Source organism: Enterobacter cloacae complex sp. SYL001, from assembly GCF_049237025.1.
Taxonomy (GTDB): Bacteria; Pseudomonadota; Gammaproteobacteria; order Enterobacterales; family Enterobacteriaceae; genus Enterobacter; species Enterobacter intestinihominis.
In genome coordinates this window covers 91,605-117,335 of record NZ_JBMKJI010000012.1, presented here as the reverse complement: position 1 = coordinate 117,335, position 25,731 = coordinate 91,605, and the positions used below count along the sequence as shown (strand labels likewise).

The window sequence follows — 25,731 nt, the reverse complement described above, 5'->3', positions numbered from 1 at the left end:
ACCACCGCCGTATGTTCCCCTCACCCTAACCCTCTCCCCGGAGGGGCGAGGGGATTGCTCAGTGCTCGCATTAATTTGTGGGGAACCCTCAGCCCTGTGGGAGAGGGAATAGTTCAGTGCCGCGTCAGCCCGGCGGGAGGGGACAGCTTAAGTCGCCCTCTTCACACTGCATCAGCGTGGCCAGAAACGCTTCGCGCTCCGCGGTTTTCTCCGCCAGACACTGGTTCACTATCATTGGCTGAACGCTCCCGCCTTCCGTACCCGAACCGATAAACGCACAGTCTGCGTCGCGCAGGCCGATCCACGCCTGCTGCGCCTTTTTCAGCAGATCGCGCTGGGGGGCCGCCGCACGTTTGATGGCGGCCTGATAGGTCTCGTTGAGCTTTTTATCGGCGGCCTGGTACTGCTGCGCGCTACAGGTGTTCAGTTCAAGCTGCGTAGTCGCGTTGTCGCACTCGTTGGCCAGCGCGCCGGCGCTCAGCAGCAGTGCCGCACCGGCGATAAGATATCGTTTCATATACTCCCCAATAAAATAAGGCTCCGTCTCCGGAGCCTTATTAGCACAGCGTTAGCCGATTGTCATCAGGCTGGCGTTACCGCCCGCCGCCGCGGTGTTAACGCTGAGCGAGCGCTCAACGTACAGGCGCTCCAGCAGCAGGTTGGTTTCCCCGCGGGCGAAGCCCTGCACCGAGACAATCGCGCCGCTGCGGGCCGCCACCTGCTCGCACAGTTCGCGCAGCTGGTCGGAATCACCGTGGTAGATCACCGCGTCAAACGGCTGGGTCAGCAGGGCATCGGCCTTCGCAAAGCGAATGCGAGCCGAGACCGCTTTTGGCAACTGTTTGGCGAGGTCGCGATGCAGCGCATCTTCCGGCCACAGCACCTCACAGCCCGTTGCTGTAGCGGCTGCCAGCTGCACCAGCGCATCCTGCTCGTCATCCGCCATGCACAGCACACGCTCGCGCGGCATCAGCGTCCAGGTGTTGCGCTCACCGGTTGGACCCGGCAGCAGGCGCTGGGTACCGGCCTGCGCCAGCTCGCCGTACTGCTGCGCAATTGCACGCAGTTCAGGGCGGTTTTCTGCCCACTTAATCAGCGCCTCCAGCGGCTGGGTCAGCACGGCTTTCACCTGCGCATCCACCGGATAGTCCGCGTCCTGACGCGCCAGCGTCACGCCCAGCGCATTTTCCGGACGGTTTGCCAGCAGACGGTACAGATAGAGCGGACCGCCCGCTTTCGGGCCGGTGCCGGAGAGACCTTCACCGCCGAACGGCTGCACGCCAACGACCGCGCCAACCATGTTGCGGTTGACGTACAGGTTGCCGACTTTAGCATTGCCGGTCACCTGGGCAATGGTTTCGTCGATACGAGTATGTACACCGAGCGTCAGGCCGTAACCCGAGGCGTTGATCTGATCGATCAGCTCGTTGAGGTTGTTACGGTTGTAGCGCACAACGTGCAGTACCGGGCCGAAGACCTCTTTTTTCAGCTCGTCGAAGCTTGCCAGCTCAATCAGCGTTGGCGGCACGAAGGTGCCGGTCTGCCACTCGCGGGCATCTTCACTGTTCTCACGCACCGCCTGGAACACCGGACGGCCTTTGGCACGCATGGCCTGAATGTGGTTTTCGATGTTGGCTTTGGCTTCCGCGTCGATCACCGGCCCGATATCGGTGGTGAGACGGCCCGGGTTGCCCATGCGGCATTCCGCCATCGCACCGCGCAGCATCTTCAGCGTGTGGTCAGCCACGTCATCCTGTAAGCACAGCACGCGCAGGGCGGAACAGCGTTGACCCGCGCTGTCGAAGGCAGAGGCCAGCACGTCAACGACGACCTGCTCAGTGAGCGCGGAGGAGTCCACGATCATGGCGTTCATGCCGCCGGTTTCAGCGATCAGCGGCGTTGGACGGCCCTGCGCATCCAGACGGGTGGCGATGTTGCGTTGCAGCAGGGAGGCTACTTCGGTCGAACCGGTAAACATCACGCCGCGCACGCGGTTATCGGAGGTCAGTTTGGCACCCACCGTTTCACCGCGCCCCGGCAACAGCTGCACCACGCCCGCCGGTACGCCCGCTTCCAGCAAAATGTTAATGCCCTGAGCGGCAATCAGCGGAGTCTGCTCTGCCGGTTTTGCCAGCACGCTGTTGCCTGCGGCAAGGGCCGCGGCAATCTGGCCGGTGAAGATTGCCAGCGGGAAGTTCCACGGGCTGATACAGACCACCGGGCCGAGCGGACGGTGCGTTTCGTTGTCGAAATCATCACGCACCTGACCGGCGTAGTAGTGCAGGAAGTCGACCGCCTCACGCACTTCGGCGATGGCGTTGCTAAAGGTTTTACCCGCTTCACGCACCAGAATGCCGATAAGCTGCTGCATCTGATCTTCCATCAGCACCGCCGCGCGTTCCAGAATGGCGGCACGCTCCTGCGGCGGGGTGGCAAACCAGATTGGCGCGTTGTTCACCGCGCTCTCCAAAGCCTGATCCACTTCCGCTTCTGTGGCTTCGCGCACGTAGCCGACGATATCCTTCGGCTCTGCCGGGTTGATCACCGGCTGCATTTCACCGTCTTCAACGGACTGCTCAAGGATCGGTTTGGCCTGCCACTTCTGCAATGCGCTGTTAAGCAGGGCAGAAGAGAGCGACGCCAGACGGTGTTCGTTGGCGAGATCCAGACCCGCCGAGTTGACGCGACCTGCACCATACAGCTCGCGCGGCAGGGCAATCTTCGGATGCGGCAGACCAATCTGGCCTTCCTGCGCCGCCATCTTCTCTACGGCCTGTACCGGATCGGCCACCAGTTCGTCCAGCGGCAGGGTGGTATCGGCGATGCGGTTAACGAAGGAGGTGTTCGCCCCGTTCTCCAGCAGACGACGCACCAGGTAGGCCAGCAGGGTTTCGTGAGTACCTACCGGGGCATAAATACGGCACGGACGGTTCAGCTTGCCGTCGGCCACTTTACCGGTCACCTGCTCGTACAGCGGTTCACCCATGCCATGCAGACACTGGAACTCGTACTGGCCCGGATAGTAGTTCTGACCCGCCAGGCTGTAGATCGCCGCCAGGGTGTGGGCGTTGTGGGTGGCGAACTGCGGATAAATCAGGTTCGGCACGCCGAGCAGTTTTTTCGCGCAGGCGAGGTAAGAGACGTCGGTGTAGACCTTGCGGGTATAGACCGGATAGCCTTCCAGTCCTTCCATCTGGGCGCGTTTGATTTCGCTGTCCCAGTAGGCACCCTTCACCAGACGGATCATCAGGCGGCGACGGCTGCGGCTGGCCAGGTCAATCAGGTAGTCAATGACGAACGGGCAGCGTTTCTGGTAGGCCTGGATAACGAAACCAATCCCGTTCCAGCCCGCCAGCTCCGGCTCGAAGCACAGTTTTTCCAGCAGATCGAGGGAGATCTCCAGACGATCCGCCTCTTCGGCGTCGATGTTGATGCCGATGTCATACTGGCGCGCCAGCAGGGTCAGGGACTTCAGGCGCGGGTAGAGTTCTTCCATCACCCGGTCGTACTGCGCGCGGCTGTAGCGCGGGTGCAGGGCGGAAAGCTTGATAGAGATGCCTGGCCCTTCATAAATACCGCGACCGTTGGACGCTTTACCGATGGCGTGGATCGCCTGCTGGTAAGAGACCATGTAGGCCTGCGCGTCGGCGGCGGTCAGCGCCGCTTCGCCCAGCATGTCGTAGGAGTAGCGGAAGCCTTTGTCTTCCAGCTTGCGGGCGTTCGCCAGCGCTTCGGCAATGGTTTCCCCGGTGACGAACTGCTCGCCCATCAGGCGCATCGCCATGTCCACGCCCTTGCGGATCAGCGGCTCGCCGCTCTTGCCGATAATACGGTTCAGGGAGCGCGACAGGTTGGCTTCGTTATGGGTGGAGACCAGCTTGCCGGTAAACAGCAGGCCCCAGGTGGCGGCGTTCACAAACAGGGACGGGCTGCGGCCAATGTGGGAGTGCCAGTTGCCGTTGCTGATTTTGTCGCGGATCAGGGCATCGCGGGTGGCTTTATCTGGGATACGCAGCAGCGCTTCCGCCAGACACATCAGCGCCACGCCTTCCTGCGAGGAAAGAGAGAACTCCTGCAACAGACCCTGCACCATACCGGCGCGTCCGCTGGCGGTTTTCTGATTACGCAGCTTGTCGGCGAGCTGATACGCCAGGCTGTGCGCCTGAGCGGCAACGGCTTCCGGCAGGCGCGCCTGCTCCAGCAGCATCGGCACGGCGTCGGTTTCGGCACGGCGATAGGCGCCGGTAATGGCGGCGCGGCTGACGGACTGCGGCAGGATCTGCTCGGCAAATTCCAGGAACGGCTGGTGGTTCTCATCAGCGGCCGTCGCGGCCTCTTCGCCTTCGTTCGCAGCGCCCGCCAGCAGGGCAGGCAGCTCCGGCAGACCTTCTTCACTCTCCAGTCTTTCCAGATAGTTAAAAATCGCCTGCTTGATTAACCAGTGCGGCGTGCGGTCGATACGGGTCGCAGCGGTTTTAATCCGTTCGCGGGTAGCGTCATCCAGCTTAACCCCCATGGTGGTCATCCCCATGCCAAAACTCCTGTTGTTCTGTAATAGCGTTCTGTTGATAGCGTGAAATATCCACCATGTTGCAACTTTGTGCAACCGTGTTAAATGTGACCTGGTCTGCAAGCTGGAAAATGAATGGATTGTTAACGATTAGTTAGCTGTGAAAAAGAACGCGCGGCGGTTTCTGAGCCCAGTTTTTATGCGGTGCTTAACACTTTTTAAAGGTGCAACCCATAAAAGCGTGAGCGAGTGCAACCTATAGGAAAGACGTATAAAACCAGGGATGAAATTCATGTAAATGCAGTGTTAAATCGTTTGTCAGTGGGATGCGTATACGGCAGGATAGCGCGCCCAACGGAAACACATACACACATCACTACGTTCCGGTGATGACATAACAAGGCAGCCCGGACGGCTGTCGCTCGACATTTTGGAGAATTTGAATGGCTATTAGCACACCGATGCTGGTGACATTTCTCGTTTATATTTTTGGCATGATCCTGATAGGGTTTTTGGCATGGCGTTCCACTAAAAACTTTGACGACTACATCCTCGGCGGGCGCAGCTTGGGCCCGATGGTCACCGCACTCTCAGCGGGCGCATCCGACATGAGCGGCTGGCTGCTGATGGGGCTGCCGGGCGCGATTTTCATCTCCGGTATCTCCGAAAGCTGGATCGCCATCGGCCTGACCGTTGGCGCATGGATCAACTGGAAGCTGGTAGCAGGCCGTCTGCGTGTGCATACCGAAGCCAACAACAACGCCCTGACGCTGCCGGATTACTTCACCGGACGCTTTGAAGATAACAGCCGCATATTGCGTATTATCTCTGCGGTGGTGATCCTGCTGTTCTTCACCATCTACTGTGCCTCCGGCATTGTGGCGGGCGCGCGCCTGTTCGAAAGCACCTTCGGCATGAGCTATGAAACGGCGCTGTGGGCCGGTGCGGCCGCGACCATCCTCTATACCTTCGTGGGCGGATTCCTGGCGGTAAGCTGGACCGATACCGTGCAGGCGAGTCTGATGATTTTCGCCCTGATCCTGACCCCAATAATTGTGATTTTTACCGTCGGCGGCTTTGGCGAATCGCTGGAAGTGATCAAGCAGAAGAGCATCGAAAACGTCGATATGCTGAAAGGGCTGAACTTCGTGGCCATCGTCTCCCTGATGGGCTGGGGCCTGGGCTACTTCGGTCAGCCGCACATTCTGGCGCGCTTTATGGCGGCGGATTCTCACCACACCATCGTTCACGCGCGTCGCATCAGCATGACGTGGATGATCCTGTGTCTGGCGGGGGCGTGCGCGGTCGGTTTCTTCGGTATCGCCTACTTCAACAACAACCCGGCGCAGGCGGGCGCGGTGAACCAGAACGCCGAGCGCGTGTTCATCGAGCTGGCGCAGATCCTGTTCAACCCGTGGATTGCCGGTATCCTGCTCTCCGCGATCCTGGCGGCAGTCATGTCCACCCTGAGCTGTCAGCTGCTGGTGTGCTCCAGTGCCATCACCGAAGACCTCTACAAAGCGTTCCTGCGTAAGGGCGCGAGTCAGAAAGAGTTAGTGTGGGTAGGGCGTTTTATGGTGCTGCTGGTGGCGCTGGTGGCGATTGCGCTGGCGGCTAACCCGGAAAACCGCGTGCTGGGGCTGGTGAGCTACGCGTGGGCGGGCTTTGGCGCCGCATTTGGTCCGGTGGTGCTGTTCTCCGTTCTGTGGTCACGCATGACCCGCAACGGCGCACTGGCGGGGATGATTATCGGTGCGGTTACCGTTATCGTCTGGAAACAGTTCGCGTGGCTGGGCCTGTACGAAATTATCCCGGGCTTCATCTTCGGCAGCCTCGGTATTGTGGTGTTTAGCCTGCTGGGTAAAGCGCCGTCTGCATCTATGCAGAAGCGCTTTGCGGAAGCGGATGCGCATTACCACTCAGCGCCGCCGTCTAAGCTCCAGGCTGAGTAATTTCCCCCTCACCCTAACCCTCTCCCCGGTGGGGAGAGGGGATAGTCCTTTCACCTATGTGAGTCTTCATCAATGAGAATTAAAACAGGGCTAATGGTGGCAGCATTCGTAATGCTGGCGGGCTGTAACGCACCCGCGCAGCATGCGGCGGTGGAAACCTGCAAAGCAGAAAATCAGATGCAGCAAACCACGCTCTATTTCGGCTTAAACCGTCCTGCCGGGGCGCAAATTACAGGCAACGAATGGCAGCAGTTTGTCGACCAGGACGTGACGCCGCGCTTTCGCGATGGCTTAACGGTATTTGATGCCCGCGGTCAGTGGCTGGGTAACGACGGCAAGGTGGCGCGCGAGCCGAGCAAGGCGCTGATGCTGATCCACGGCAAAGACGCGCAGAGCGAGAAAAACATTGAGGCTTTACGCGGTATTTATAAATCCCGCTTCGCACAGGAGTCGGTGATGCGGGTCGACCAGCCGGTGTGCGTACAGTTTTAATAAAAAACGGCGGGAAATCCCGCCGTTGTTGTATCGTAGGCCCGTGTAAGCGAAGCGCCGCCGGGCATTAACCGCACAAAACTTACAACACCAACCCCGCAAAGCTCGCCGACAGCAAACTCACCAGCGTTGCCCCGTACACCAGGCGTAAACCAAACCGCGACACCACATTACCCTGTTGCTCGTTCAGGCCTTTTATTGCCCCCGCCACAATACCAATGGAGGCAAAGTTAGCGAACGACACCAGGAACACTGACAAAATCCCTAGTCCGCGCGGTGACATTTGGTGGGCTATTTTTTGCAGCTCGATCATCGCCACAAATTCATTCGCCACCAGTTTGGTTGCCATAATACTGCCCGCGCTTAAGGCATCGCTCAGCGGAATACCAATAAGCCACGCCAGCGGATAAAACACGTAACCCAGAATCTGCTGGAAGCTCAGGCCAAATACGCTGGAGAAGAGGGCATTAACGGCGCTAATAAGGGCGATAAAGCCAATCAGCATCGCCAGAATAATCATCGCCACCTTAAAACCGGCCAGAATATATTCGCCCAGCATTTCAAAGAAGCTCTGGGATTCATGCAGCTTTTCCAGTTTGATATCGGGTTCGGCTTCCGGGCGGGCCGGGTTAATGACCGAAAGGATAATAAAGGTGCTGAACATGTTCAGGATCAGTGCCGCGACGACAAATCTGGCGTCGAGCATGGTCATATAGGCACCGACAATCGACAGCGAAACCGTCGACATCGCCGTTGCAGCCATCGTAAACAGGCGGCGCGAGGAGAGATCGCCCAACACGCCCTTGTAGGCAATGAAGTTTTCAGACTGACCGAGTATCAGTGAGCTCACCGCGTTAAAGGATTCCAGCTTGCCCATGCCGTTCAGTTTTGACAGCAGCGTCCCGATAACCCGAATAAAGATCGGCAGAATACGCCAGTGCTGCAGAATACCAATCAGCGCCGAGATAAAAATAATGGGGCAGAGCACGCCAAGGAAAATGAACGCCAGCCCTTTTTCACCCATCCCGCCAAAGACAAAATTCGTCCCTTCGGCAGCGAATTTAAGCAGCGACTCAAAGAAACCGGAGACGTATTTAATAATAAACAGACCGCTTTCTGCATGCAGAAAAAAGAATGCCAGCGCGATTTCAATCACGATCAGCTGTAAAACGAAACGAATGCGAATTTTTCGGCGGTCGAAACTCACCAGCCAGGCAAGCGCAAGAATAATCACCAGCGCCAGCAGGAAATGGACAATTTTAAACATGGTTTATTTTCAGTTGGTTTTCGAGGCGGACATTTAGCCACAGCCCCGGTTAACCGTAAATGGGCATTTTCGTTATACCTTATAAACGCAACGGTTACTCAGGCAATTATTATTCCGCAATGCGTTTACATCTGGTCATCAAAACTCCACATATTTCGCTTGTTTTTCTTGTAGCCGTAATGATAATCACTATCACAAGAATTTACCTTTCTTTGCATCAGTTGACCGTGATAAACATTTAAGGTGTCTGCATGTTTGTTCCTTTTCTCATTATGTTACGCGAAGGCCTTGAAGCGGCCCTGATTGTTAGCCTTATCGCCAGTTATCTGAAGCGCACCCAGCGTGGACGCTGGATCGGCGTGATGTGGGTTGGCGTCTTCCTGGCCGCGGCGCTCTGCCTGGGGCTGGGTATTCTTATCAACGAAACCACCGGAGAATTTCCTCAGAAAGAGCAAGAGCTTTTTGAAGGCATTGTTGCCGTAATAGCGGTGGTGATCCTCACCTGGATGGTGTTCTGGATGCGCAAGGTCTCCCGTAACGTGAAGGTACAGCTGGAGCAGGCGGTGGATAACGCCTTGCAAAAAGGCAACCAACACGGCTGGGCGCTGATCATGATGGTTTTTTTCGCCGTGGCGCGTGAAGGCCTGGAGTCAGTGTTCTTCCTGCTCGCGGCTTTTCAGCAGGACGTGGGCATCTGGCCGCCGCTGGGCGCGATGCTTGGGCTGGCCACGGCGGTTGTGCTTGGCTTCCTGCTCTACTGGGGCGGCATTCGTCTTAACCTGGGCGCGTTCTTCAAGTGGACCAGCCTGTTTATTTTGCTGGTGGCCGCGGGGCTGGCGGCAGGGGCGATCCGCGCCTTCCATGAGGCGGGCCTGTGGTACCACTTCCAGGACGTGGCGTTTGATCTTAGTAACGTTCTTTCCACCCACTCACTGACCGGCACGCTCCTTGAAGGTATCTTCGGCTATCAGGAAACGCCGAGCGTCAGCGAGGTGGCGATGTACTTTATCTATCTTATTCCGGCGCTGGTGCTGTTCTTCATGCCATCGCGCCCCAGCGCTCAGCCGTCGCGTACTGCGCCGTGAAGCGCTTTGTTTAGTTACAACATACTTTAAAGGGAAGAGACATGGCTATTCAATTCCGTCGTAGCGCGTTACAGGTTGGTGTGGCAGCGCTGTTCGCGTCTGCCTTCGCCGCTCAGGCAGCAGATATTCCGCAGGTAAAAGTCACCGTCAACGATAAACAGTGCGAGCCGATGACCATCACGGTTAACAGCGGTAAAACCCAGTTTATTATTCAGAACCACAGCCAGAAGGCGCTGGAGTGGGAGATCCTGAAAGGCGTGATGGTGGTAGAAGAGCGTGAAAATATCGCGCCTGGCTTCAGCCAGAAAATGACCGCTAATCTTCAGCCGGGGGAATATGACATGACCTGCGGCCTGCTGACTAACCCGAAAGGTAAGCTGATCGTCAAAGGCGCAGCGACGGCGGACGCGGCCAAAGGCACCGCGCTGCTGAGCCTCGGCGACGCCATTACCGCCTATAAAGCCTACGTCACCAAAGAGACGGCTGACCTGGTGGCAGGCACCAAAGCCTTTACCGACGCGGTGAAAGCGGGCGATATCGAAAAAGCGAAATCCCTGTATGCGCCTACACGTCAGCACTACGAGCGCATCGAGCCGATTGCCGAGCTGTTCTCTGACCTCGATGGCAGCATTGACGCCCGCGAAGATGACTACGAGCAGAAGGCCGCCGATCCGAAATTCACCGGCTTCCACCGCCTGGAAAAAGCCCTGTTTGGCGATAGCTCCACCAAAGGGATGGAGAAATACGCCGATCAGCTCAACAGCGACGTGCTGGAGCTGCAAAAACGCATCAGCGAGCTGGCCTTCCCGCCGTCGAAAGTGGTGGGTGGTGCTGCGGGTCTGATTGAAGAAGTGGCCGCGAGCAAAATCAGCGGCGAAGAAGATCGCTACAGCCACACCGACCTGTGGGACTTCCAGGCAAACGTCGACGGCGCACAAAAAATTGTCGATCTGCTGCGGCCTCAGCTGCAAAAAGAGAACGGCGAACTGCTGGCGAAAGTGGATGCAAACTTTAAGAAAGTTGACGCCATCCTGGCGAAATACCGTACCAAAGACGGGTTCGAAACCTACGACAAGCTGACCGATGCTGACCGTAACGCGCTGAAAGGCCCGATTACGACGCTGGCGGAAGATCTCTCCCTGCTGCGTGGCGTTCTGGGTCTGGACTAAGCGATGAACAAGCATGATGAGTACGACGTGGCGGAACCTTCCCGACGTCGGTTGTTAAAAGGGGTAGGGGCGCTGGGCGGCGCGTTTGCCCTGGCGGGCGGCTGTCCGGTGGCGCATGCGGCAAAACCGCAAAGTGCCCCCGGCACGCTCTCCCCGGATGCGCGTATGGAAACGCAGCCGTTTTATGGTGAGCACCAGGCAGGAATCCTGACGCCGCAGCAGGCCTCGATGATGCTGGTGGCTTTCGATTCGCTGGCGAGTGATAAGGCTGACCTTGAGCGTCTGTTCAGGCTGTTGACCACGCGCATTGCCTTCCTTACGGCGGGCGGTCCGGCACCGGAAACACCGAATCCGCGCCTGCCGCCGATGGATTCCGGGATCCTCGGGGCGTTTATCGCTCCCGATAATCTGACCATCACCGTGTCGGTGGGGGAATCGCTGTTTGATGATCGCTACGGTCTGGCGAAGCAGAAGCCGAAAGCGCTGCAAAAAATGACGCGATTCCCGAATGACTCTCTCGACGCGGCGTTGTGCCACGGCGATCTGCTGTTGCAGATCTGCGCCAATACCCAGGATACGGTGATCCACGCCCTGCGCGATATCATCAAGCACACCCCGGATCTGCTCAGCGTGCGCTGGAAGCGGGAAGGTTTTATCTCAGACCACGCCGCGCGCAGTAAAGGGAAAGAGACGCCGGTCAACCTGCTGGGCTTCAAAGACGGTACCGCCAACCCGGACAGCAGCAATACCGTGTTGATGAAAAACGTGGTCTGGGTGACGGCGGATCAGGGCGAACCGGCCTGGGCGGTGGGTGGCAGCTATCAGGCGGTGCGTATCATTCAGTTCCACGTGGAGTTCTGGGACCGCACGCCGCTGAAAGAGCAGCAGACGATCTTCGGCCGCGATAAGCAAACCGGCGCACCGCTCGGCATGAAGCACGAGCACGATGAACCCGACTACGCCCGCGATCCGAACGGAGATGTCATCGCGCTGGACAGCCATATTCGTCTCGCTAATCCTCGCACCAAAGAGACCCAGTCCAGTCTGATGATGCGCAGGGGCTACAGCTACTCGTTGGGGGTGACCAATTCCGGTCAGCTTGATATGGGACTGCTGTTTGTCTGCTATCAGCACGATCTGGAGAAAGGGTTCCTCACCGTGCAGAAGCGGCTCAACGGCGAAGCGCTGGAGGAGTACATCAAGCCCATCGGCGGCGGCTATTTCTTTGCCCTGCCCGGCGCGCGTGACGCGAAGACCTGGCTCGCTCAGGGTCTGATAGAAGCCTGATAATCGTCCCTGCGACAGTTCGCGGGGACATTATTTTTCCATATGACTATCTTGTTGTTATATTTCTGTAATATTCATATATGAGACTGATTCCGCTGCAGGAGCAGTCTTAAAGGTTGCATCTAGGTAAAATAAATGTTGCATTTATGATAATTCCTGATGTACTTAAGATAAGACAGCGGTAGTTCCCGGCAGTGATATTGACTCACTATGGAGATCGCGAATGGTTGCGTCCTGTACTGGACAAGGTAAACACATCAACCGCAGCACCCGGCGCGGAGGCTCAGACTCCGGCAGCGATTTCCTCACCACAAAATTCTCCCCTCCACCTCTAAATACGATTTCTACCGACGTGCATAACGGTGCGCGTAGCCGTTCTGTATCGTCATCCGGTAATGCAAGCAATGGCTTACAAGGAAGCCAACCCTCTGATGTTCGTGCGCATAATCGTGCCGATGCTGGCGCGTGTGATGAATACCAACAACTCAAGGTGCTATCCATGGGAAGACAGAAAGCAGTGATCAAAGCTCGTCGCGAAGCAAAACGTGTGCTGAGACGGGATTCACGTAGCCATAAACAGCGTGAAGAAGAATCGGTCACCTCGCTTGTGCAGATGAGCGGCGTAGAATCCATTGGCATGGCGCGGGACAGCCGCGATGCATCGCCAATAGTGGCGCGGAATGAAGCTCAGGCGCACTACCTGAATGCTATCGAGAGTAAACAGCTCATCTTTGCAACCGGGGAAGCCGGATGCGGGAAAACCTGGATCAGTGCCGCCAAAGCGGCGGAGGCGCTGATTCATAAGGACGTGGAAAGGATCATCGTTACCCGTCCGGTACTGCAAGCGGATGAAGATCTGGGCTTCCTGCCTGGCGATATTTCTGAGAAGTTTGCCCCGTACTTCAGGCCCGTCTATGACGTGCTGGTGAAGCGGTTGGGCGCTTCCTTTATGCAGTACTGCCTGCGACCAGAGATTGGCAAGGTGGAAATCGCGCCGTTCGCCTATATGCGCGGACGTACATTTGAAAATGCGGTCGTTATTCTTGACGAGGCTCAGAACGTGACCGCTGCGCAAATGAAGATGTTTTTAACGCGCCTCGGGGAGAACGTGACGGTTATCGTCAACGGCGATATTACCCAGTGTGACCTGCCGTCGGGCGTGAAGTCTGGCCTGAGCGATGCCATGTCACGTTTTGAGGAAGATGAGATGATAGGGGTGGTCCGCTTCACAAAAGAGGACTGCGTCCGCTCAGCGCTGTGTCAACGAACGCTGGAAGTGTACTCCGACTAAGATCATTTCACATTTTAAGTCATTTCTTCCCGGCGTCATGCCGGGAAGCTTCTTTTATTCCCTCTGTTCGCATGGCTTTTTTTAAATCATATTTATTTCCTATAGCATTCAACGGCATTTACGCACCGTTTTGCGGTAATAATAATATTACTGTTAATTTGCTGCGAACGTTTTTTATACAGTTAGAAAAAATGTGATATGTATTTACAATACCCACAAAATACCTGTGAATATAATGATCGCGCTAATTGTTAGGTGAAAATTAAACGTGAATGTTGTCACAGAACATGACTAAGCAGTAAAAATTAAGTTGGTGTCTTTTGGGTAATTATCTATGTTTCGTACTTGTTCAAATTAAATTCTAAGAAGAAACACACCAGGGGATCGTTTCCTCTGGAACATCACGCTGAGGGTCATACATGAACGAACTGGTTAGTGCAATTAACGGTGTTATCTGGAGCCCTGCGTTAATATTTTTATGTCTGGGTGTCGGTCTCTATTTCTCACTGCGTAGTCGTTTTCTACAATTACGTCATATAAAACATATGATTACCCTGATGTTTCAGGGCGGGGCTACCGATGCCGGCGTATCATCGTTTCAGGCGTTGACGATGACGCTGGCGGGCCGCGTAGGGACAGGGAATATCGCCGGTGTGGCGACCGCCATTACCTTTGGTGGCCCCGGTGCGCTTTTCTGGATGTGGGTAGTGGCATTTTTAGGCGCCAGCTCTGCTTTTGTTGAATCCACGTTAGGTCAGGTTTATAAAGAAAAAATTAACGGCGAATATCGTGGGGGACCTGCCTTTTATATTGAAAAAGGGTTGGGGGTGAAGTGGTACGCATGGTTATTTGCTATTGTGACCATTTTCTCCTGCGGTTTATTACTTCCGGGCGTACAGGCAAACTCAATTGCCGCCAGCCTGGATATTGCCTTCGGTCTTAACCCAAACGTTACGGCGGCAATACTGGCTGTACTGTTAAGCTTCATTATTTTCGGTGGTGTAAAAAGGATCGCCAGCTTTAGCAGTATGGTCGTTCCGTTTATGGCGCTCGGCTATATTATTGTTGCCTGCGTTATTATCGCGATCAATATTGAAAAACTGCCTTCTGTTATCCTGCTGATCTGGAAAAGTGCATTTGGCCTTGAAGCGGGATTTGGCGCTATTCTGGGCCAGGCTATCATGTGGGGCGTTAAACGCGGCGTCTATTCCAACGAGGCGGCGCAGGGTACCGGGCCACATGCCTCCTCGGCAGCAGCCGTAAGTCATCCGGTGAAACAAGGGCTGGTTCAGGCGTTCTCCGTATATATCGACACGCTGTTTGTCTGCTCCGCGACCGGGTTTATGCTGTTGATCACCGGGCTTTATAATGTTCAGGGCGTCGACGGCGCAGCCCTTTATACCGGTATTGCAGGCGTGGCGGCGGGTCCTGGCTATGTGCAGACAGCGATGGAAAGTATGATGCCGGGCTTTGGTAATTACTTTGTCGCCATCGCGCTATTCTTCTTTGCCTTCACCACCATCATTGCCTATTACTATATCGCTGAAACCAATATCGCCTACATCAACCGTAAAATTCACCGTCCGTGGCTGACATTCCTGCTTAAATTATGTCTGATGGCTTCCACGGTATATGGCACAATCCGCACCGCGGATCTGGCATGGGGATTAGGGGATATCGGGGTAGGGCTGATGGCCTGGCTCAACATTATTGCCATTGTCCTCTTGCATAATAAAGCCTTTGCCAGCCTGAAGGATTATGAAACCCAGAATGCGCAGGGAATTGATCCACAGTTTGATCCGGTTCGGCTTGGGATTAAAAATGCGGATTACTGGCTGGGGGAGCGCAGAGATGAAGAGGGGGGATTGCCGGGGCAGGTTTCTTCTCCTGAAGGAAAGCAGCCGGCGGGGAAGTTGAATAACTGAGGAATAGTTTAAAACGGGCCCGTGCTTATGCGCGGGCTTTTTTTATGGGTGAGGCGGTATCACCCGCACCGGCGGGGATTGACTCGCTTCGCTCTCAGTCTGTCCAACTGGCTGCGCCAGTTGTCGAACCCCGGTCGGGGGTTCTCATCCCCCCGCAGACGTGCAACATGCGAAAAAAAAGCCCGCATTTTCATGCGAGCTCTTCTTAAAATATGGCGGTGAGGGGGGGATTGACTCGCTTCGCTCGCCCTGCGGGCAGCCTGTTCGCTATGCTCTCAGTCTGTCCAACTGGCTGCGCCAGTTGTCGAACCCCGGTCGGGGGTTCTCATCCCCCCGCAGACGTGCAACATGCGAAAAAAAGCCCGCATTTTCATGCGAGCTCTTCTTAAAATATGGCGGTGAGGGGGGGATTCGAACCCCCGATACGTTGCCGTATACACACTTTCCAGGCGTGCTCCTTCAGCCACTCGGACACCTCACCATATTGTTTTGCTGCCTGACCGCTTGGGGGGCAACGGGGCGCTACTATAGGGAGTTGCGCGAAAGCGGTCAAGCAGATTTTCTGCATTCGTGCCTGTTCGGTTAAGCCTTAATCAGCTTATGGCGCACCGCGCAGGATCAACGCTGCGAATCGAGCACTTCGCTGTTTTTCACAACGTCCTGCGCTTTGCTGTAACTTTCGATCAGCAGCTGGTAGGCAGGGAAGATGTGTGTGTACACCTCTGCCCATTCTCCCGCATCTTCACGGTTCCACGTGCGCTGGATCTCTGAGGCCACTGCCGCTGTGTCCATCGGTACCACGCCTGCCTGCACCACGCGCGCCAGGGTGATCTCTTGCGCCATTTTGCTGTAGGTGCCGGAGGCATCAATCACCGCAAACACTTTATATCCGTCCGCCACCGCGCTGATGGACGGGAAGGCCATGCAAACGCTGGTAATCGTCCCCGCGATAATCAGCGTTTTGCGTCCGGTGGCTTTCACCGCCGCCACGAACTCCGGATTATCCCAGGCGTTGATTTCACCCTTGCGTGCCACATACTGTGCGTGCGGCGCATTGGCGTGGATCTCCGGGATAAGCGGGCCGTTCGGTCCCTGTGGAACCGATGCCGTGGTGATCACCGGGATCTTCGCCAGCGAGGCGATCTTTGCCAGCGCTGCTGCACGAGCGCGCAGCTCAGGCATTGGCATGTCTCCAACAGTCTGGAACAATCCGCTCTGGTGATCGATAAGCAGCATAACGGCATCATTGACGTCAATAACGGGACGTGCACCGTTGAAGTTTGCAGGGGTAGACATAATGCGCTCCTTTATTACGTTTAGATTTGGCCAAAGCGGCCGGAGTTGAAATCGCGAATAGCTTCGGCGATTTCGGTTTTACTGTTCATCACAAACGGGCCATAGCCCACGATGGATTCATTCAGTGGCTCCCCGGCCATCAGCAACACTTTGGCATCGCTGCTGGCTTCGAGATGCAGCTTGTCGCCGCTCTGACTCAGCACGACCAGCTGCGCCTCACCCGCAGGCGTGGTGCCGTTCACTGTCACGCTGCCCTCAACAACAACCAGCGCCGTGCTCCAGCCTTCGGGCTGATTGAGCGTCAGGTGGCTGCCCTGGTGCAGCGCGAGATCCCATACGTTAAGCGGTGAGAAGGTATGCGCCGGGCCGGTTACCTCTCCAAAGCGGCCAGCAATCACGCGCATTGTTCCGCTGTTATCCGGCAGGGTGACCACCGGGATATCCGCCTGAGTGATGCTCTGGTAGCCAGGCGTCGCCATTTTGTCTTTAGCGGGCAGGTTGACCCACAGCTGCATCATTTTCAGTTCACCGCCTTTCTGCGAGAACGCGCTGGAGTGGAACTCCTCGTGCAAAATGCCTGCGCCTGCCGTCATCCACTGCACATCGCCTGGACCAATAACGCCGCCTCTGCCGGTGGAATCACGGTGCTCAACTTCGCCTGAGTAGACGATGGTCACCGTTTCAAAACCGCGATGAGGATGCTCGCCCACGCCGCGTTTTGCGCCATCCGCCGGGAAGGTATGTGGTCCGGCGTAGTCAAGCAGCAGGAACGGGCTCAGCGGTTCGCCGTGCGTCTGGTAAGAAAACATCGAACGAACCGGAAAACCATCACCGACCCAGTGCGGACGAGGTGCGGTATACACGCCTGTTACGTTTTTCATGATTAACTCCTGATGTCCTGTTGATGTAAATAGCTTATATTCAGGGCTAATATCCCGGTAGATAGCAAAATTGACATTCACTGTTCCTTAAATGGAACAATGGGGGCGTATGCAGGATCTCAATGATTTCGTATGGTTTGTGAAGGTGTTGGAGCATGGCGGCTTTGCGGCGGCGGGGCGGGCGCTCGATCAGCCAAAGTCGAAACTGAGCCGTCGGATTGCGCAGCTGGAAGAACGCCTGGGTGTTCGGTTGATACAACGTACCACGCGGCAGTTTGCGGTGACTGAAGTGGGGCAGACGTTCTATCAGCACTGTAAAGCCATGCTGGTGGAGGCTGAAGCTGCGGAGGAGGCGGTGGCTGCTTTACAGGCTGAGCCGCGCGGTATGGTCAGGATCACTTGCCCCGTAACCCTACTGCACGTTCACGTGGGGCCCATGCTGGCGAGGTTTATGGCGCGCTATCCGGGGATCAACCTCCAGCTTGAAGCCACCAACCGCCGGGTCGATCTGGTGGGGGAGGGGGTGGATGTGGCGATCCGCGTTCGTCCGCGCCCGTTTGATGACAGCGATTTGGTATTAAGGGTGCTGGCGGACAGGGGACACTGCCTGGTTGCCGGGCCGACACTGATTGAACGGATGGGCAACCCGGCGATGCCCTCTGAACTCAGCGAATGGCCAGGTTTAAGTATGGGCGCTGGTAAACACCTGCATAAGTGGGAGCTGAGCGGGCCGGAGGGGGCGAAAGCAGACATTCACTTCACGCCGCGCCTGGTGACTACCGATATGCTGGCGCTGCGGGAGGCAGCGATGGCGGGCGTGGGCGTGGTACAGTTGCCCATTTTGATGGTGAAGGATCAGCTGGCTTCAGGTGAGCTTGTTCGGGTGCTGAATGCCTGGGAACCCAGAAGGGAAGTGATCCATGCGGTGTATCCTTCCCGGCGCGGCCTGCTGCCATCGGTCAGGACGCTGGTGGATTTTCTCACCGAAGAGTATGCCCGGATGGTGGAGGAGTAACGTTTCCAGGGGACAACTGAATGCGAGCACCTAACTATCCCCTCTCCCCTCCGGGGAGAGGGTTAGGGTGAGGGGGGGATTGACTCGCTTCGCTCGCCCTGCGGGCAGCCTGTTCGCTACGCTCACAGTCTGTCCAACTGGCTGCGCCAGTTGTCGAACCCCGGTCGGGGGTTCTCATCCCCCCCTTGCGGAGAATATATAAGAAAAAAGCCCGTACTTTCGTACGAGCTCTCGTCTTGAATATGGCGGTGAGGGGGGGATTCGAACCCCCGATACGTTGCCGTATACACACTTTCCAGGCGTGCTCCTTCAGCCACTCGGACACCTCACCATATTGTCATCCCGTTGTTGTCGGGACGGGCGCTAATGTAAGGAAAAGCCGTACTGCCGTCAACCCACTTTTTCAGTAATTTAGCGTGTTTAGACAAACTTCAGGCAACCTGATTTCGAAATGTGCGAAAAGCGCCTCTTTTATCAGCAACGCGGTTTAGCGATAAATTTGTTATGCTGACAAGCCAGTTGAAAATGAAAATAAAACAGCGCACTAAAAGGCAATGACTATGGATATTATCTTCTATCACCCCACTTTTGATACGGCTTACTGGATTAAGGCGCTCACGGCGGCACTGCCTGGCGCACGCGTTCGCGAATGGAAACAGGGCGATAATGAACATGCCGACTACGCGCTGGTCTGGCATCCCCCGGTCGAAATGCTACAGGGACGCCGTTTGAAGGCGGTGTTTGCTCTTGGTGCGGGGGTGGATTCCATTCTCAGTAAGCTGAAGGCTCACCCTGAAATGCTGCCGGAAGATATTCCCCTGTTTCGTCTGGAAGATACCGGTATGGGGGAGCAGATGCAGGAATACGCCGTAAGCCAGGTGCTGCACTGGTTCCGCCGCTTCGACGATTATCAGGCGTTTAAACAGCAATCCCACTGGGAACCGCTCCCGGATTATCAGCGTGAAGATTTCACCATCGGCATCCTCGGGGCGGGTGTGCTGGGTTCGAAAGTCGCCGAAGCGCTCGCTCCGTGGGGCTTCCCACTGCGCTGCTGGAGCCGGAGCCGTAAGGATTATCCGGGCGTCGAGAGCTTTGCCGGATTGGACGAACTCCCGGCGTTCCTGAAAGGGACACGCGTTCTCATTAACCTGCTGCCGAATACGGCGGAAACGGTCGGCATTATCAATGGCACGCTCCTCAACCAGTTGGCAGAAGATAGCTACTTAATGAACCTGGCGCGCGGGGTACACGTTGTGGAAGACGATCTGCTGAAAGCGCTGGATAGCGGTAAACTGAAAGGCGCAATGCTGGATGTGTATAGCCGCGAACCGCTGCCGACAGACAGCCCGCTTTGGGCACATCCACGCGTGGCGATGACGCCCCATATTGCGGCCGTGACGCGACCGGCGGAGGCCGTGGCGTATATCTCGCATACCATCAGCGAAATAGAGAAGGGCAACGTGGTGACCGGACAGGTCGACAGACAGCGAGGCTACTGAGAGAAACCCGGCGTTCGCCGGGTTTTTGCTAATATTCGCCGCTGATAACTGCTATCCTTTGGAAAAACCGCAGAGGAGAGAAAGATGTATCCCGTTGACCTGCATATGCACACCGTCGCCAGTACTCACGCTTACAGTAACCTCCATGATTATATCGCTCAGGCGAAGCTGAAAGGCATCAAGCTGTTTGCGATAACCGATCACGGTCCGGATATGGCGGATGCGCCGCACTACTGGCATTTTGTGAATATGCGTATCTGGCCACGTCTGGTTGACGGTATCGGGATACTGCGAGGCATCGAAGCGAACATCAAAAATACCGACGGTGAAATTGACTGCACCGGCCCGATGCTGACCTCGTTAGATCTGATCCTCGCCGGCTTTCACGAGCCGGTCTTTGCGCCCCAGGATAAAGAGACCAACACCGCGGCGATGATTGCCACCATTGCCAGCGGCAATGTGCACATTATCAGCCACCCGGGAAATCCGAAATACCCGATCGATTTTCAGGCCGTGGCACAGGCCGCAGCGAAGCACCGCGTGGCGCTGGAGATCAACAACTCCTCGTTCGTGCATTCGCGTAAGGGCAGTGAGGCCAACTGCCGCGACGTTGCGGCGGCCGTGCGTGACGCAGGCGGAATGGTGGCGCTGGGCTCTGATTCACACACGGCCTTCACGCTGGGTGATTTCAGCGAGTGCCTGAAAATATTGCGGGACGTGAATTTCCCGGAAGAACAGATCCTGAACGTCACGCCGCGTCGTATGCTCGACTTCCTTGAGTCGCGCGGCATGGCGCCGATTGATGAATTTGCCGATCTTTAATTAATAACGGAATAAAAACATGAATGAGTTTTCCATCCTTTGCCGCGTGCTGGGCACCTTATATTACCGCCAGCCGCAGGATCCGCTGCTGGTTCCGCTGTTTACCCTGATTCGTGAAGGTAAACTGGCGCAGAGCTGGCCGCTGGAACAGGATGAGTTGCTGGAACGCTTGCAAAAAAGTTGCGATATGCAGCAGATTTCAACGGATTACAACGCGCTGTTCGTGGGGGAAGAGTGTCGCGTGTCGCCGTATCGTTCTGCCTGGCAGGAAGGTGCGACCGAAGCGGAAGTTCGGGCGTTTCTTTCAGAACGCGGCATGCCGCTGACGGATATGCCTGCCGATCATATCGGTACCCTGTTGCTGGCGGCCTCATGGATTGAAGATAAAGCAGGTGATGATGAGAATGAGGCGATTGAAACCCTGTTCGAAACGTATCTGCTGCCGTGGGTCGGAACCTTCCTGGGTAAAGTTGAAGCCCACGCCACCTCTCCGTTCTGGAGAACGCTGGCTCCGCTGACGCGTGACGCTATCGCTGCCATGTGGGATGAGCTGGAAGAAGAGAGTGAAGAGTGATTTAAATCACAAAAATCCTGCAACGATACATTTCAACTTGCACGTAACGTGCTTCTGATCTCATTTCTAGGGTGCGCATCTGCTAAGATGCGCACCATGAACATATTACTTTGTATTGCAATAACGACTGGCATCCTCTCCGGCCTCTGGGGTTGGGTGGCGGTATCTCTCGGTTTGTTGAGCTGGGCCGGTTTTCTTGGCTGCACGGCCTATTTCGCCTGCCCGCAGGGTGGGCTCAAAGGGCTCTTTATTTCAGGCTGCACGTTACTGAGTGGCGTGGTCTGGGCGCTGGTCATTATGAAAGGCAGCGCGCTGGCGCCGCATGTGGAAATCCTGGGGTACGTCATGACCGGTATTGTGGCCTTCATGATGTGCGTTCAGGCAAAACATCTGCTGTTGTCCTTTGTGCCCGGCACGTTCATGGGTGCCTGCGCGACCTTTGCAGGCCAGGGGGACTGGAAGCTGGTGGTCCCTTCGCTCATGCTGGGATTACTGTTTGGCTACGCTATGAAGAACAGCGGTCTCTGGCTTGCAGCCCGACGCGAGAAGAGCCAGAACGTTCCTGTGGTAAGTAAATAAAAAAAAGGCGAGACGAAAATCTCGCCTTTTTATACGCCGCCAATCATGACTCCGGCGGAACCGACATCTCACGGTATTTCACCAGCACCGCATTACTCACGTCACTTTTATTCTGAAGATCCCACAAGCCGCGATCGATACCGTCATTAATCAGGAAAATCACCCCGGTTTCGATGGCCGACATCAGACACAGCATGACCGGCTCGTTAGAGGTATAGCCAATTTCAGCCTCCAGCAAACGCTGGTAGTCGATAAAGCGGAATACCCCCGCCTGCACTTCATATGAGAGAATCGTTTTGCTGGTGGTCACGGAGGATAAAATTTCACCCGTGCTCACGTTAACCACGCGCAGGTTGACGGCAATCTGATCCAGCTGATACTGCGTGTCGGCCCCGATACCAAAGTAACGGGCACCCGCGCCGCCCGATTTCACGTTACTTTCGTAGCCGATAATCGAGCCTTCCACCATGATATTGGCTGCGGTGAGAGACTGTAGCGGCATGCGGTTATTGACGCCAACGGTACCATTCTCCTGTGCAGCACGAATGATTTTTCGTTCGTTAAGCAGGTTTTGCAGCCCCTGGCGTTCCAGCGGGATAAACCAGCGCGAATCTTTCAGGGCGGTAACCAGCATCGCGGTGGCGCTCTGCGGTACGGCCGTGGAGAAGTTACTGGCCGGATACGGTTTGAACTGGCCCGTCTCATCCTGAATGTTATAGACCGAGACGAATATCTTCCCGGTAGGGCCCGGCAGATGCGTCAGATCCCGATAGCTCTGGGCACGGGGCATTAGGGTGGGTTTAGCGGCTTCTTTTGGCGGGGCAGTTAAACAACCGCTTAATAAGCACACTGCAACTAAAATAAAAAAGCGCTGCATGATAATTGTCCTTATTTCGGGGTCGTTTAGAAATCAGTTGAACTGGTCTGCAAACCGGAAACCTGGATTGTCGACGTCTTACCGGTTTTTCGGTCTGTCACATTTAACTGAAGCTGCCCGTCTTTATTGGCAATATCGACGATAAAGTCGTTAGTGACCATCCGGCCGGGTTTTCCGGTATTAATGTTGGTTAATAAGCCACCTAATATTTGCGACTGGATGGCCTGAGTAAAATTATCCAGAGCTGACGGGGTCTCGATACCGAAATCATCGTCATAGCTGGGGTCTTTATAGGAGTTTTGAGCCTGCGCCTGGTTAAGCATAAAGGCTCCGTTATTCGGGTTGCCGCCAAAATTAGGGTTGCGGAACTGGAATGTCATATTTCCGGCCCAACTCAACGGCGCAATGAGCATTAACGAAATCACTGTGTGTGCGAGACGCATTACAGCCTCCGAAATAGGTGTCGTTGCTAGAACTCATCTTTTGCTAAATCGCCTGTGCTCAAAAGGGCTTTATCTAACTGTAGGCGGTTAATAGCTTCTTCTGTTTGTGCCAGTGCGAAAGCGACGTTCTGATCGAAGTCTCTTTTCGTTGGGAATAAAAAAGTCTGGTAAATAACGTCCTGATTAGCGGTTATTGTGATCCAGCTTCCCCACCGCGCACTGGGCCGTTCGTTGATGGTTAAATTACCCGGATAATCGCTTTCCCACTTATCGCTGAAGGCACGATAAAAATCGTGTCCGACAGAGGTGACGGTGTGGTCGGTCAACAGTCCAGGAACTTCCACCTCAACAGCCTGAAGGTTTCCGGCAGCAAGCATAATGCCTGCGGCGGCAATCCAACTTAGGGTGCGTTTCATGCTATTAACGCCTGAGGTTATCGTTTGCCCACGACACCGCCTGCGTGCGATTTTTAACAGCTATCTTTTTGAAAAGATTATAAAGATGCGTCTTAACCGTATTTTCGCTGATAAATAACGAACGGGCGATTTCAATATTTGAAGCACCAATACGCAGTTTGTTCAGGATCTCTTTCTCACGGTGCGTCAGAAGGGCCGATTCCGAACTGTTATAGCGATAATTTCCGGAGTGGGTAATGAGGTAGCTGGCCAGTTTTTGCGAGAAATAACACTCCCCCCGCAATATGCCCTGCAAACCCTCCACGACACGGTTTTCTTCTTCTGTAACGTAAAACACGCCGTTAATATGCGGCCAGCTCTCAATTTCGCGGAAAGGATACTCATCAGGCGTATTCAATAACAATACGCGGATATTATTGTTTTTCCTGCTTAAATTATCTTGCCAGTAATGGATCAGTTTTTTATCCGCTTCCATCATATCGAGAAGAATGATGCTGCCAGGAGCGATATCATCAAAAGAACGTTGAATGTTATGAAGTTTCCCGTTAAGTGACAGGCATTGTTTTAAATGCTGCAATAACGCTGTCGCTTGTAAGGAAGGTTTTGTGATCAACAATAATGTATGACCGGGTAAGCTATGGACTTCATTAAACATGATGAAACCCCACGTTATTTATGACACCCGGCAGCTGCCCTCGTATTATTGAAAAGGGCACCAGAAGTACTGCAGGTGTGGCACTGCTGTGTGTAGTTAAAAAACCTTCCTCCAAAGGAGGCGGTAAAATTAAAAACAAATAACGTACTGCTGTTTTCAATCTAGCTATTGCAAACTTTAAAGCAAGTGTTAATCGTGTAACAGAATGTAAAATTCGATATTTATTTGTGTATTTTGCAGGGTTAATAGTTTTTAAGATAAGGGGAAAGTTGTACAGGTGTATAAACGTGCACAGATTTTAAAAACCATACGGTATATTATAATGAGTTGTATTATCTGGTTTTTTATTATTGTAAGCCAACCGGTAAAAAGTATGAACTCTGCTAAAAACATAAGACTTCCCTAAGCCGGAATTTTTTCTTAAGAAAACTTGCTTCGTGTCACGCGCGTGACAAAGGGCATTGTCGTTTTTGTCTGAAGAAGCCGGTACAGGTTGGACAACCTGTCTCGCTGTTGTACAAGCGCAGGAAGACATTTTTGGTTTCTGCTTTAGGCGAGTATCCCGTCGTTTCAGGCGAGATTTACGACTTTGAGGTGAAGGGGAATATAAAAATAAGGCGCACGGGTGAGATATTAAACATGTTTCGGCAGACATACTCTTTTCCGTAACGCGGCGTTAACAAAACGAATCGCGTTAACGGAGTAAGGAATACCTTTTTTATAGCCAGGTCCAGGGTGACAGCATGAAAAACAAAACGTTGTTTATGATGTTTACATTACTGGGTGCGCCTGGGTTTGTAATCGCAGGTGATTCAGATTTAGCCAGTTCTGAATATAATTTTGCGATAAATGAATTAAGTAAAGCTTCATACAATCAGGCAGCCATTATTGGTCAACAGGGTTCAGGAAATAATGCTGATGTACGCCAGGGCGGTTCTAAATTGCTGTCCGTTATTTCCCAGGAGGGCGGGAATAACCGCGCGAATGTTGATCAGTCAGGGACGTATAACCTTGCTTATATCGATCAGACCGGCAACGGCAACGATGCGAGTATTAAGCAGGGCGCTTTTGGCAACACCGCCATGATTATCCAGAAAGGCTCGGGTAACAGGGCGAATATAACGCAGTATGGTACGCAGAAAACAGCAGTTGTAGTACAGAGACAGTCGCAAATGGCTATTCGCGTTATTCAACGCTAGCGATGTGTGACGCCTTAATCAATCCGATGGGGGTTTACCATGAAACTTTTCAAAGTGGCAGTTATTGCAGCAATCGTAGTTTCTGGCAGTGCTTTCGCAGGTGCGGTACCACAATTTGGCGGCGGTCACGGTGGTGGCTGGGGTGGCGGCAATAACGGCCCTGACTCAACCCTGAGCATTTACCAGTACGGCGGCGGTAACTCCGCGCTTGCTTTGCAGACGGACGCCCGAGATTCTGAATTGACCATTACCCAGCATGGTGGCGGTAACGGCGCAGACGTTGGCCAGGGCTCTGATGACAGTTCTATCGATCTGCTGCAAAAAGGCTTTGGTAACAGCGCCACCATCGACCAGTGGAATAGCAAAGATTCTGTTATCAACGTGAAACAGTTCGGCGGCGGCAACGGCGCGGCGGTAGACCAGACAGCGTCCGGCTCAACGGTGACTGTGCACCAGGTTGGCTTCGGCAACAACGCGACCGCACACCAGTACTGATT

The 25,731-nt window shown here is 54.8% G+C and carries 23 protein-coding genes, 2 tRNA genes and 2 other RNA genes; 14 read left to right on the top strand and 13 right to left on the bottom strand.

Features of this window, described 5'->3' with window-relative positions; all coding sequences use genetic code 11:
* Window positions 1–124: 124 nt before the first annotated feature.
* Together ACOTZP_RS13390 and putA are read right to left on the bottom strand one after the other, a co-directional pair.
* Window positions 125–517, bottom strand: coding sequence for a lysozyme inhibitor LprI family protein (locus tag ACOTZP_RS13390; RefSeq protein ID WP_271075015.1), 393 nt, complete (start codon window positions 515–517; stop codon window positions 125–127).
* A 51-nt stretch (window positions 518–568) separates the two neighbouring features.
* Window positions 569–4,531: a trifunctional transcriptional regulator/proline dehydrogenase/L-glutamate gamma-semialdehyde dehydrogenase gene (putA, locus tag ACOTZP_RS13385; protein WP_404349424.1), complete on the bottom strand. Its 3,963-nt coding sequence runs from the start codon at window positions 4,529–4,531 to the stop codon at window positions 569–571.
* A gap of 422 nt (window positions 4,532–4,953) precedes the next feature.
* Here putA and putP point away from each other — a divergent pair, with 422 nt between their 5' ends.
* The gene (gene putP, locus ACOTZP_RS13380; RefSeq protein ID WP_022647686.1) at window positions 4,954–6,462 is read left to right on the top strand and encodes a sodium/proline symporter PutP; all 1,509 of its coding nucleotides are present in this window, start codon (window positions 4,954–4,956) and stop codon (window positions 6,460–6,462) included.
* A gap of 72 nt (window positions 6,463–6,534) precedes the next feature.
* Entirely contained in the window at window positions 6,535–6,954 is a 420-nt protein-coding gene (locus tag ACOTZP_RS13375) for a DUF3574 domain-containing protein (RefSeq protein ID WP_023305840.1), read from the top strand.
* An 82-nt stretch (window positions 6,955–7,036) separates the two neighbouring features.
* Here ACOTZP_RS13375 and ACOTZP_RS13370 read toward each other — a convergent pair whose 3' ends face one another.
* Window positions 7,037–8,221, bottom strand: coding sequence for a NupC/NupG family nucleoside CNT transporter (locus ACOTZP_RS13370; RefSeq protein ID WP_023299769.1), 1,185 nt, complete (start codon window positions 8,219–8,221; stop codon window positions 7,037–7,039).
* Window positions 8,222–8,472: 251 nt separating this feature from the next.
* Here ACOTZP_RS13370 and efeU point away from each other — a divergent pair, with 251 nt between their 5' ends.
* The 5 genes from efeU to ACOTZP_RS13345 all read left to right on the top strand — a co-directional run bounded on the left by efeU (window position 8,473) and on the right by ACOTZP_RS13345 (window position 14,978).
* Window positions 8,473–9,306, top strand: coding sequence for an iron uptake transporter permease EfeU (gene efeU, locus ACOTZP_RS13365; RefSeq protein WP_271075017.1), 834 nt, complete (start codon window positions 8,473–8,475; stop codon window positions 9,304–9,306).
* A 41-nt stretch (window positions 9,307–9,347) separates the two neighbouring features.
* Window positions 9,348–10,475: an iron uptake system protein EfeO gene (gene efeO / locus ACOTZP_RS13360; protein ID WP_022647690.1), complete on the top strand. Its 1,128-nt coding sequence runs from the start codon at window positions 9,348–9,350 to the stop codon at window positions 10,473–10,475.
* Between the two features lie 3 nt (window positions 10,476–10,478).
* Window positions 10,479–11,762 carry an iron uptake transporter deferrochelatase/peroxidase subunit gene (gene efeB / locus ACOTZP_RS13355; protein WP_023305843.1) on the top strand — a complete coding sequence of 428 codons (1,284 nt, stop codon included), beginning with the start codon at window positions 10,479–10,481 and terminating at the stop codon, window positions 11,760–11,762.
* 499 nt (window positions 11,763–12,261) lie between these two features.
* Window positions 12,262–13,053, top strand: coding sequence for a phosphate starvation-inducible protein PhoH (gene phoH, locus ACOTZP_RS13350; protein WP_017384762.1), 792 nt, complete (start codon window positions 12,262–12,264; stop codon window positions 13,051–13,053).
* A gap of 419 nt (window positions 13,054–13,472) precedes the next feature.
* Window positions 13,473–14,978, top strand: coding sequence for an alanine/glycine:cation symporter family protein (locus ACOTZP_RS13345; protein ID WP_271075020.1), 1,506 nt, complete (start codon window positions 13,473–13,475; stop codon window positions 14,976–14,978).
* Between the two features lie 213 nt (window positions 14,979–15,191).
* Here ACOTZP_RS13345 and ACOTZP_RS13340 read toward each other — a convergent pair.
* The 4 genes from ACOTZP_RS13340 to ACOTZP_RS13325 all read right to left on the bottom strand — a co-directional run bounded on the left by ACOTZP_RS13340 (window position 15,192) and on the right by ACOTZP_RS13325 (window position 17,155).
* Window positions 15,192–15,328: non-coding RNA, RtT sRNA (locus ACOTZP_RS13340), on the bottom strand.
* Window positions 15,329–15,371: 43 nt separating this feature from the next.
* A tRNA-Ser gene (locus ACOTZP_RS13335) sits at window positions 15,372–15,459 on the bottom strand.
* Window positions 15,460–15,596: 137 nt separating this feature from the next.
* Complete coding sequence (locus ACOTZP_RS13330; RefSeq protein ID WP_003858068.1) at window positions 15,597–16,274, bottom strand: isochorismatase family protein; 678 nt, start codon at window positions 16,272–16,274, stop codon at window positions 15,597–15,599.
* 20 nt (window positions 16,275–16,294) lie between these two features.
* Window positions 16,295–17,155, bottom strand: coding sequence for a pirin family protein (locus ACOTZP_RS13325; RefSeq protein ID WP_271075092.1), 861 nt, complete (start codon window positions 17,153–17,155; stop codon window positions 16,295–16,297).
* 109 nt (window positions 17,156–17,264) lie between these two features.
* On the opposite strand from ACOTZP_RS13325, the gene ACOTZP_RS13320 reads away from it, so the two are divergent.
* The gene (locus ACOTZP_RS13320; RefSeq protein ID WP_271075093.1) at window positions 17,265–18,170 is read left to right on the top strand and encodes a LysR family transcriptional regulator; all 906 of its coding nucleotides are present in this window, start codon (window positions 17,265–17,267) and stop codon (window positions 18,168–18,170) included.
* 62 nt (window positions 18,171–18,232) lie between these two features.
* On the opposite strand, the gene ACOTZP_RS13315 is transcribed toward ACOTZP_RS13320, so the two are convergent.
* Both ACOTZP_RS13315 and ACOTZP_RS13310 read right to left on the bottom strand, forming a co-directional pair.
* A non-coding RNA gene (locus ACOTZP_RS13315) (RtT sRNA) lies at window positions 18,233–18,369 on the bottom strand.
* A gap of 44 nt (window positions 18,370–18,413) precedes the next feature.
* Window positions 18,414–18,501, bottom strand: a tRNA-Ser gene (locus ACOTZP_RS13310).
* Window positions 18,502–18,730: 229 nt separating this feature from the next.
* Here ACOTZP_RS13310 and ghrA point away from each other — a divergent pair.
* The 4 genes from ghrA to ACOTZP_RS13290 all read left to right on the top strand — a co-directional run bounded on the left by ghrA (window position 18,731) and on the right by ACOTZP_RS13290 (window position 21,644).
* The gene (gene ghrA, locus ACOTZP_RS13305; RefSeq protein WP_154051632.1) at window positions 18,731–19,669 is read left to right on the top strand and encodes a glyoxylate/hydroxypyruvate reductase GhrA; all 939 of its coding nucleotides are present in this window, start codon (window positions 18,731–18,733) and stop codon (window positions 19,667–19,669) included.
* An 84-nt stretch (window positions 19,670–19,753) separates the two neighbouring features.
* Entirely contained in the window at window positions 19,754–20,491 is a 738-nt protein-coding gene (locus tag ACOTZP_RS13300; protein ID WP_271075094.1) for a phosphatase, read from the top strand.
* Between the two features lie 19 nt (window positions 20,492–20,510).
* Window positions 20,511–21,065 (top strand): TorD/DmsD family molecular chaperone, encoded by a 555-nt coding sequence (locus ACOTZP_RS13295; protein WP_022647698.1) that lies wholly within the window; start codon window positions 20,511–20,513, stop codon window positions 21,063–21,065.
* Between the two features lie 96 nt (window positions 21,066–21,161).
* Complete coding sequence (locus ACOTZP_RS13290) at window positions 21,162–21,644, top strand: DUF1097 domain-containing protein (protein WP_271075095.1); 483 nt, start codon at window positions 21,162–21,164, stop codon at window positions 21,642–21,644.
* A 43-nt stretch (window positions 21,645–21,687) separates the two neighbouring features.
* Here the strand turns inward: ACOTZP_RS13290 and csgG are convergent, their stop codons facing one another.
* Genes csgG through csgD form a run of 4 tightly spaced genes read right to left on the bottom strand, consistent with a single transcriptional unit; the run spans window position 21,688 to window position 24,035 of the window.
* Entirely contained in the window at window positions 21,688–22,521 is an 834-nt protein-coding gene (gene csgG / locus ACOTZP_RS13285; protein ID WP_023299773.1) for a curli production assembly/transport protein CsgG, read from the bottom strand.
* 26 nt (window positions 22,522–22,547) lie between these two features.
* Window positions 22,548–22,964: a curli production assembly/transport protein CsgF gene (gene csgF / locus ACOTZP_RS13280; protein ID WP_003858054.1), complete on the bottom strand. Its 417-nt coding sequence runs from the start codon at window positions 22,962–22,964 to the stop codon at window positions 22,548–22,550.
* A gap of 26 nt (window positions 22,965–22,990) precedes the next feature.
* Entirely contained in the window at window positions 22,991–23,380 is a 390-nt protein-coding gene (gene csgE, locus ACOTZP_RS13275; RefSeq protein WP_003858052.1) for a curli production assembly/transport protein CsgE, read from the bottom strand.
* Window positions 23,381–23,384: 4 nt separating this feature from the next.
* A complete protein-coding gene (gene csgD / locus ACOTZP_RS13270; RefSeq protein WP_006809293.1) occupies window positions 23,385–24,035 on the bottom strand; it encodes a biofilm master transcriptional regulator CsgD in 651 nt (216 codons plus the stop codon).
* Window positions 24,036–24,778: 743 nt separating this feature from the next.
* Here csgD and csgB point away from each other — a divergent pair.
* Window positions 24,779–25,234, top strand: coding sequence for a curli minor subunit CsgB (gene csgB, locus ACOTZP_RS13265; protein ID WP_023299774.1), 456 nt, complete (start codon window positions 24,779–24,781; stop codon window positions 25,232–25,234).
* 39 nt (window positions 25,235–25,273) lie between these two features.
* Window positions 25,274–25,729 carry a curli major subunit CsgA gene (gene csgA / locus ACOTZP_RS13260; RefSeq protein ID WP_003858043.1) on the top strand — a complete coding sequence of 152 codons (456 nt, stop codon included), beginning with the start codon at window positions 25,274–25,276 and terminating at the stop codon, window positions 25,727–25,729.
* Window positions 25,730–25,731: the final 2 nt, after the last annotated feature.

Bases quoted from the DNA above. Each gene is read 5' to 3' on its own strand.
- putA (WP_404349424.1), bottom strand. From the start codon at position 4,531: ATGGGGATGACCACCATGGGGGTTAAGCTGGATGACGCTACCCGCGAA.
- putP (WP_022647686.1), top strand. From the start codon at position 4,954: ATGGCTATTAGCACACCGATGCTGGTGACATTTCTCGTTTATATTTTT.
- csgA (WP_003858043.1), top strand. From the start codon at position 25,274: ATGAAACTTTTCAAAGTGGCAGTTATTGCAGCAATCGTAGTTTCTGGC.
- csgF (WP_003858054.1), bottom strand. From the start codon at position 22,964: ATGCGTCTCGCACACACAGTGATTTCGTTAATGCTCATTGCGCCGTTG.
- ACOTZP_RS13320 (WP_271075093.1), top strand. From the start codon at position 17,265: ATGCAGGATCTCAATGATTTCGTATGGTTTGTGAAGGTGTTGGAGCAT.
- ghrA (WP_154051632.1), top strand. From the start codon at position 18,731: ATGGATATTATCTTCTATCACCCCACTTTTGATACGGCTTACTGGATT.
- efeU (WP_271075017.1), top strand. From the start codon at position 8,473: ATGTTTGTTCCTTTTCTCATTATGTTACGCGAAGGCCTTGAAGCGGCC.
- csgD (WP_006809293.1), bottom strand. From the start codon at position 24,035: ATGTTTAATGAAGTCCATAGCTTACCCGGTCATACATTATTGTTGATC.
- ACOTZP_RS13300 (WP_271075094.1), top strand. From the start codon at position 19,754: ATGTATCCCGTTGACCTGCATATGCACACCGTCGCCAGTACTCACGCT.
- ACOTZP_RS13345 (WP_271075020.1), top strand. From the start codon at position 13,473: ATGAACGAACTGGTTAGTGCAATTAACGGTGTTATCTGGAGCCCTGCG.
- efeB (WP_023305843.1), top strand. From the start codon at position 10,479: ATGAACAAGCATGATGAGTACGACGTGGCGGAACCTTCCCGACGTCGG.
- ACOTZP_RS13325 (WP_271075092.1), bottom strand. From the start codon at position 17,155: ATGAAAAACGTAACAGGCGTGTATACCGCACCTCGTCCGCACTGGGTC.
- ACOTZP_RS13370 (WP_023299769.1), bottom strand. From the start codon at position 8,221: ATGTTTAAAATTGTCCATTTCCTGCTGGCGCTGGTGATTATTCTTGCG.
- csgB (WP_023299774.1), top strand. From the start codon at position 24,779: ATGAAAAACAAAACGTTGTTTATGATGTTTACATTACTGGGTGCGCCT.
- ACOTZP_RS13375 (WP_023305840.1), top strand. From the start codon at position 6,535: ATGAGAATTAAAACAGGGCTAATGGTGGCAGCATTCGTAATGCTGGCG.
- csgE (WP_003858052.1), bottom strand. From the start codon at position 23,380: ATGAAACGCACCCTAAGTTGGATTGCCGCCGCAGGCATTATGCTTGCT.
- efeO (WP_022647690.1), top strand. From the start codon at position 9,348: ATGGCTATTCAATTCCGTCGTAGCGCGTTACAGGTTGGTGTGGCAGCG.
- ACOTZP_RS13295 (WP_022647698.1), top strand. From the start codon at position 20,511: ATGAATGAGTTTTCCATCCTTTGCCGCGTGCTGGGCACCTTATATTAC.
- ACOTZP_RS13290 (WP_271075095.1), top strand. From the start codon at position 21,162: ATGAACATATTACTTTGTATTGCAATAACGACTGGCATCCTCTCCGGC.
- phoH (WP_017384762.1), top strand. From the start codon at position 12,262: ATGGGAAGACAGAAAGCAGTGATCAAAGCTCGTCGCGAAGCAAAACGT.
- csgG (WP_023299773.1), bottom strand. From the start codon at position 22,521: ATGCAGCGCTTTTTTATTTTAGTTGCAGTGTGCTTATTAAGCGGTTGT.
- ACOTZP_RS13390 (WP_271075015.1), bottom strand. From the start codon at position 517: ATGAAACGATATCTTATCGCCGGTGCGGCACTGCTGCTGAGCGCCGGC.
- ACOTZP_RS13330 (WP_003858068.1), bottom strand. From the start codon at position 16,274: ATGTCTACCCCTGCAAACTTCAACGGTGCACGTCCCGTTATTGACGTC.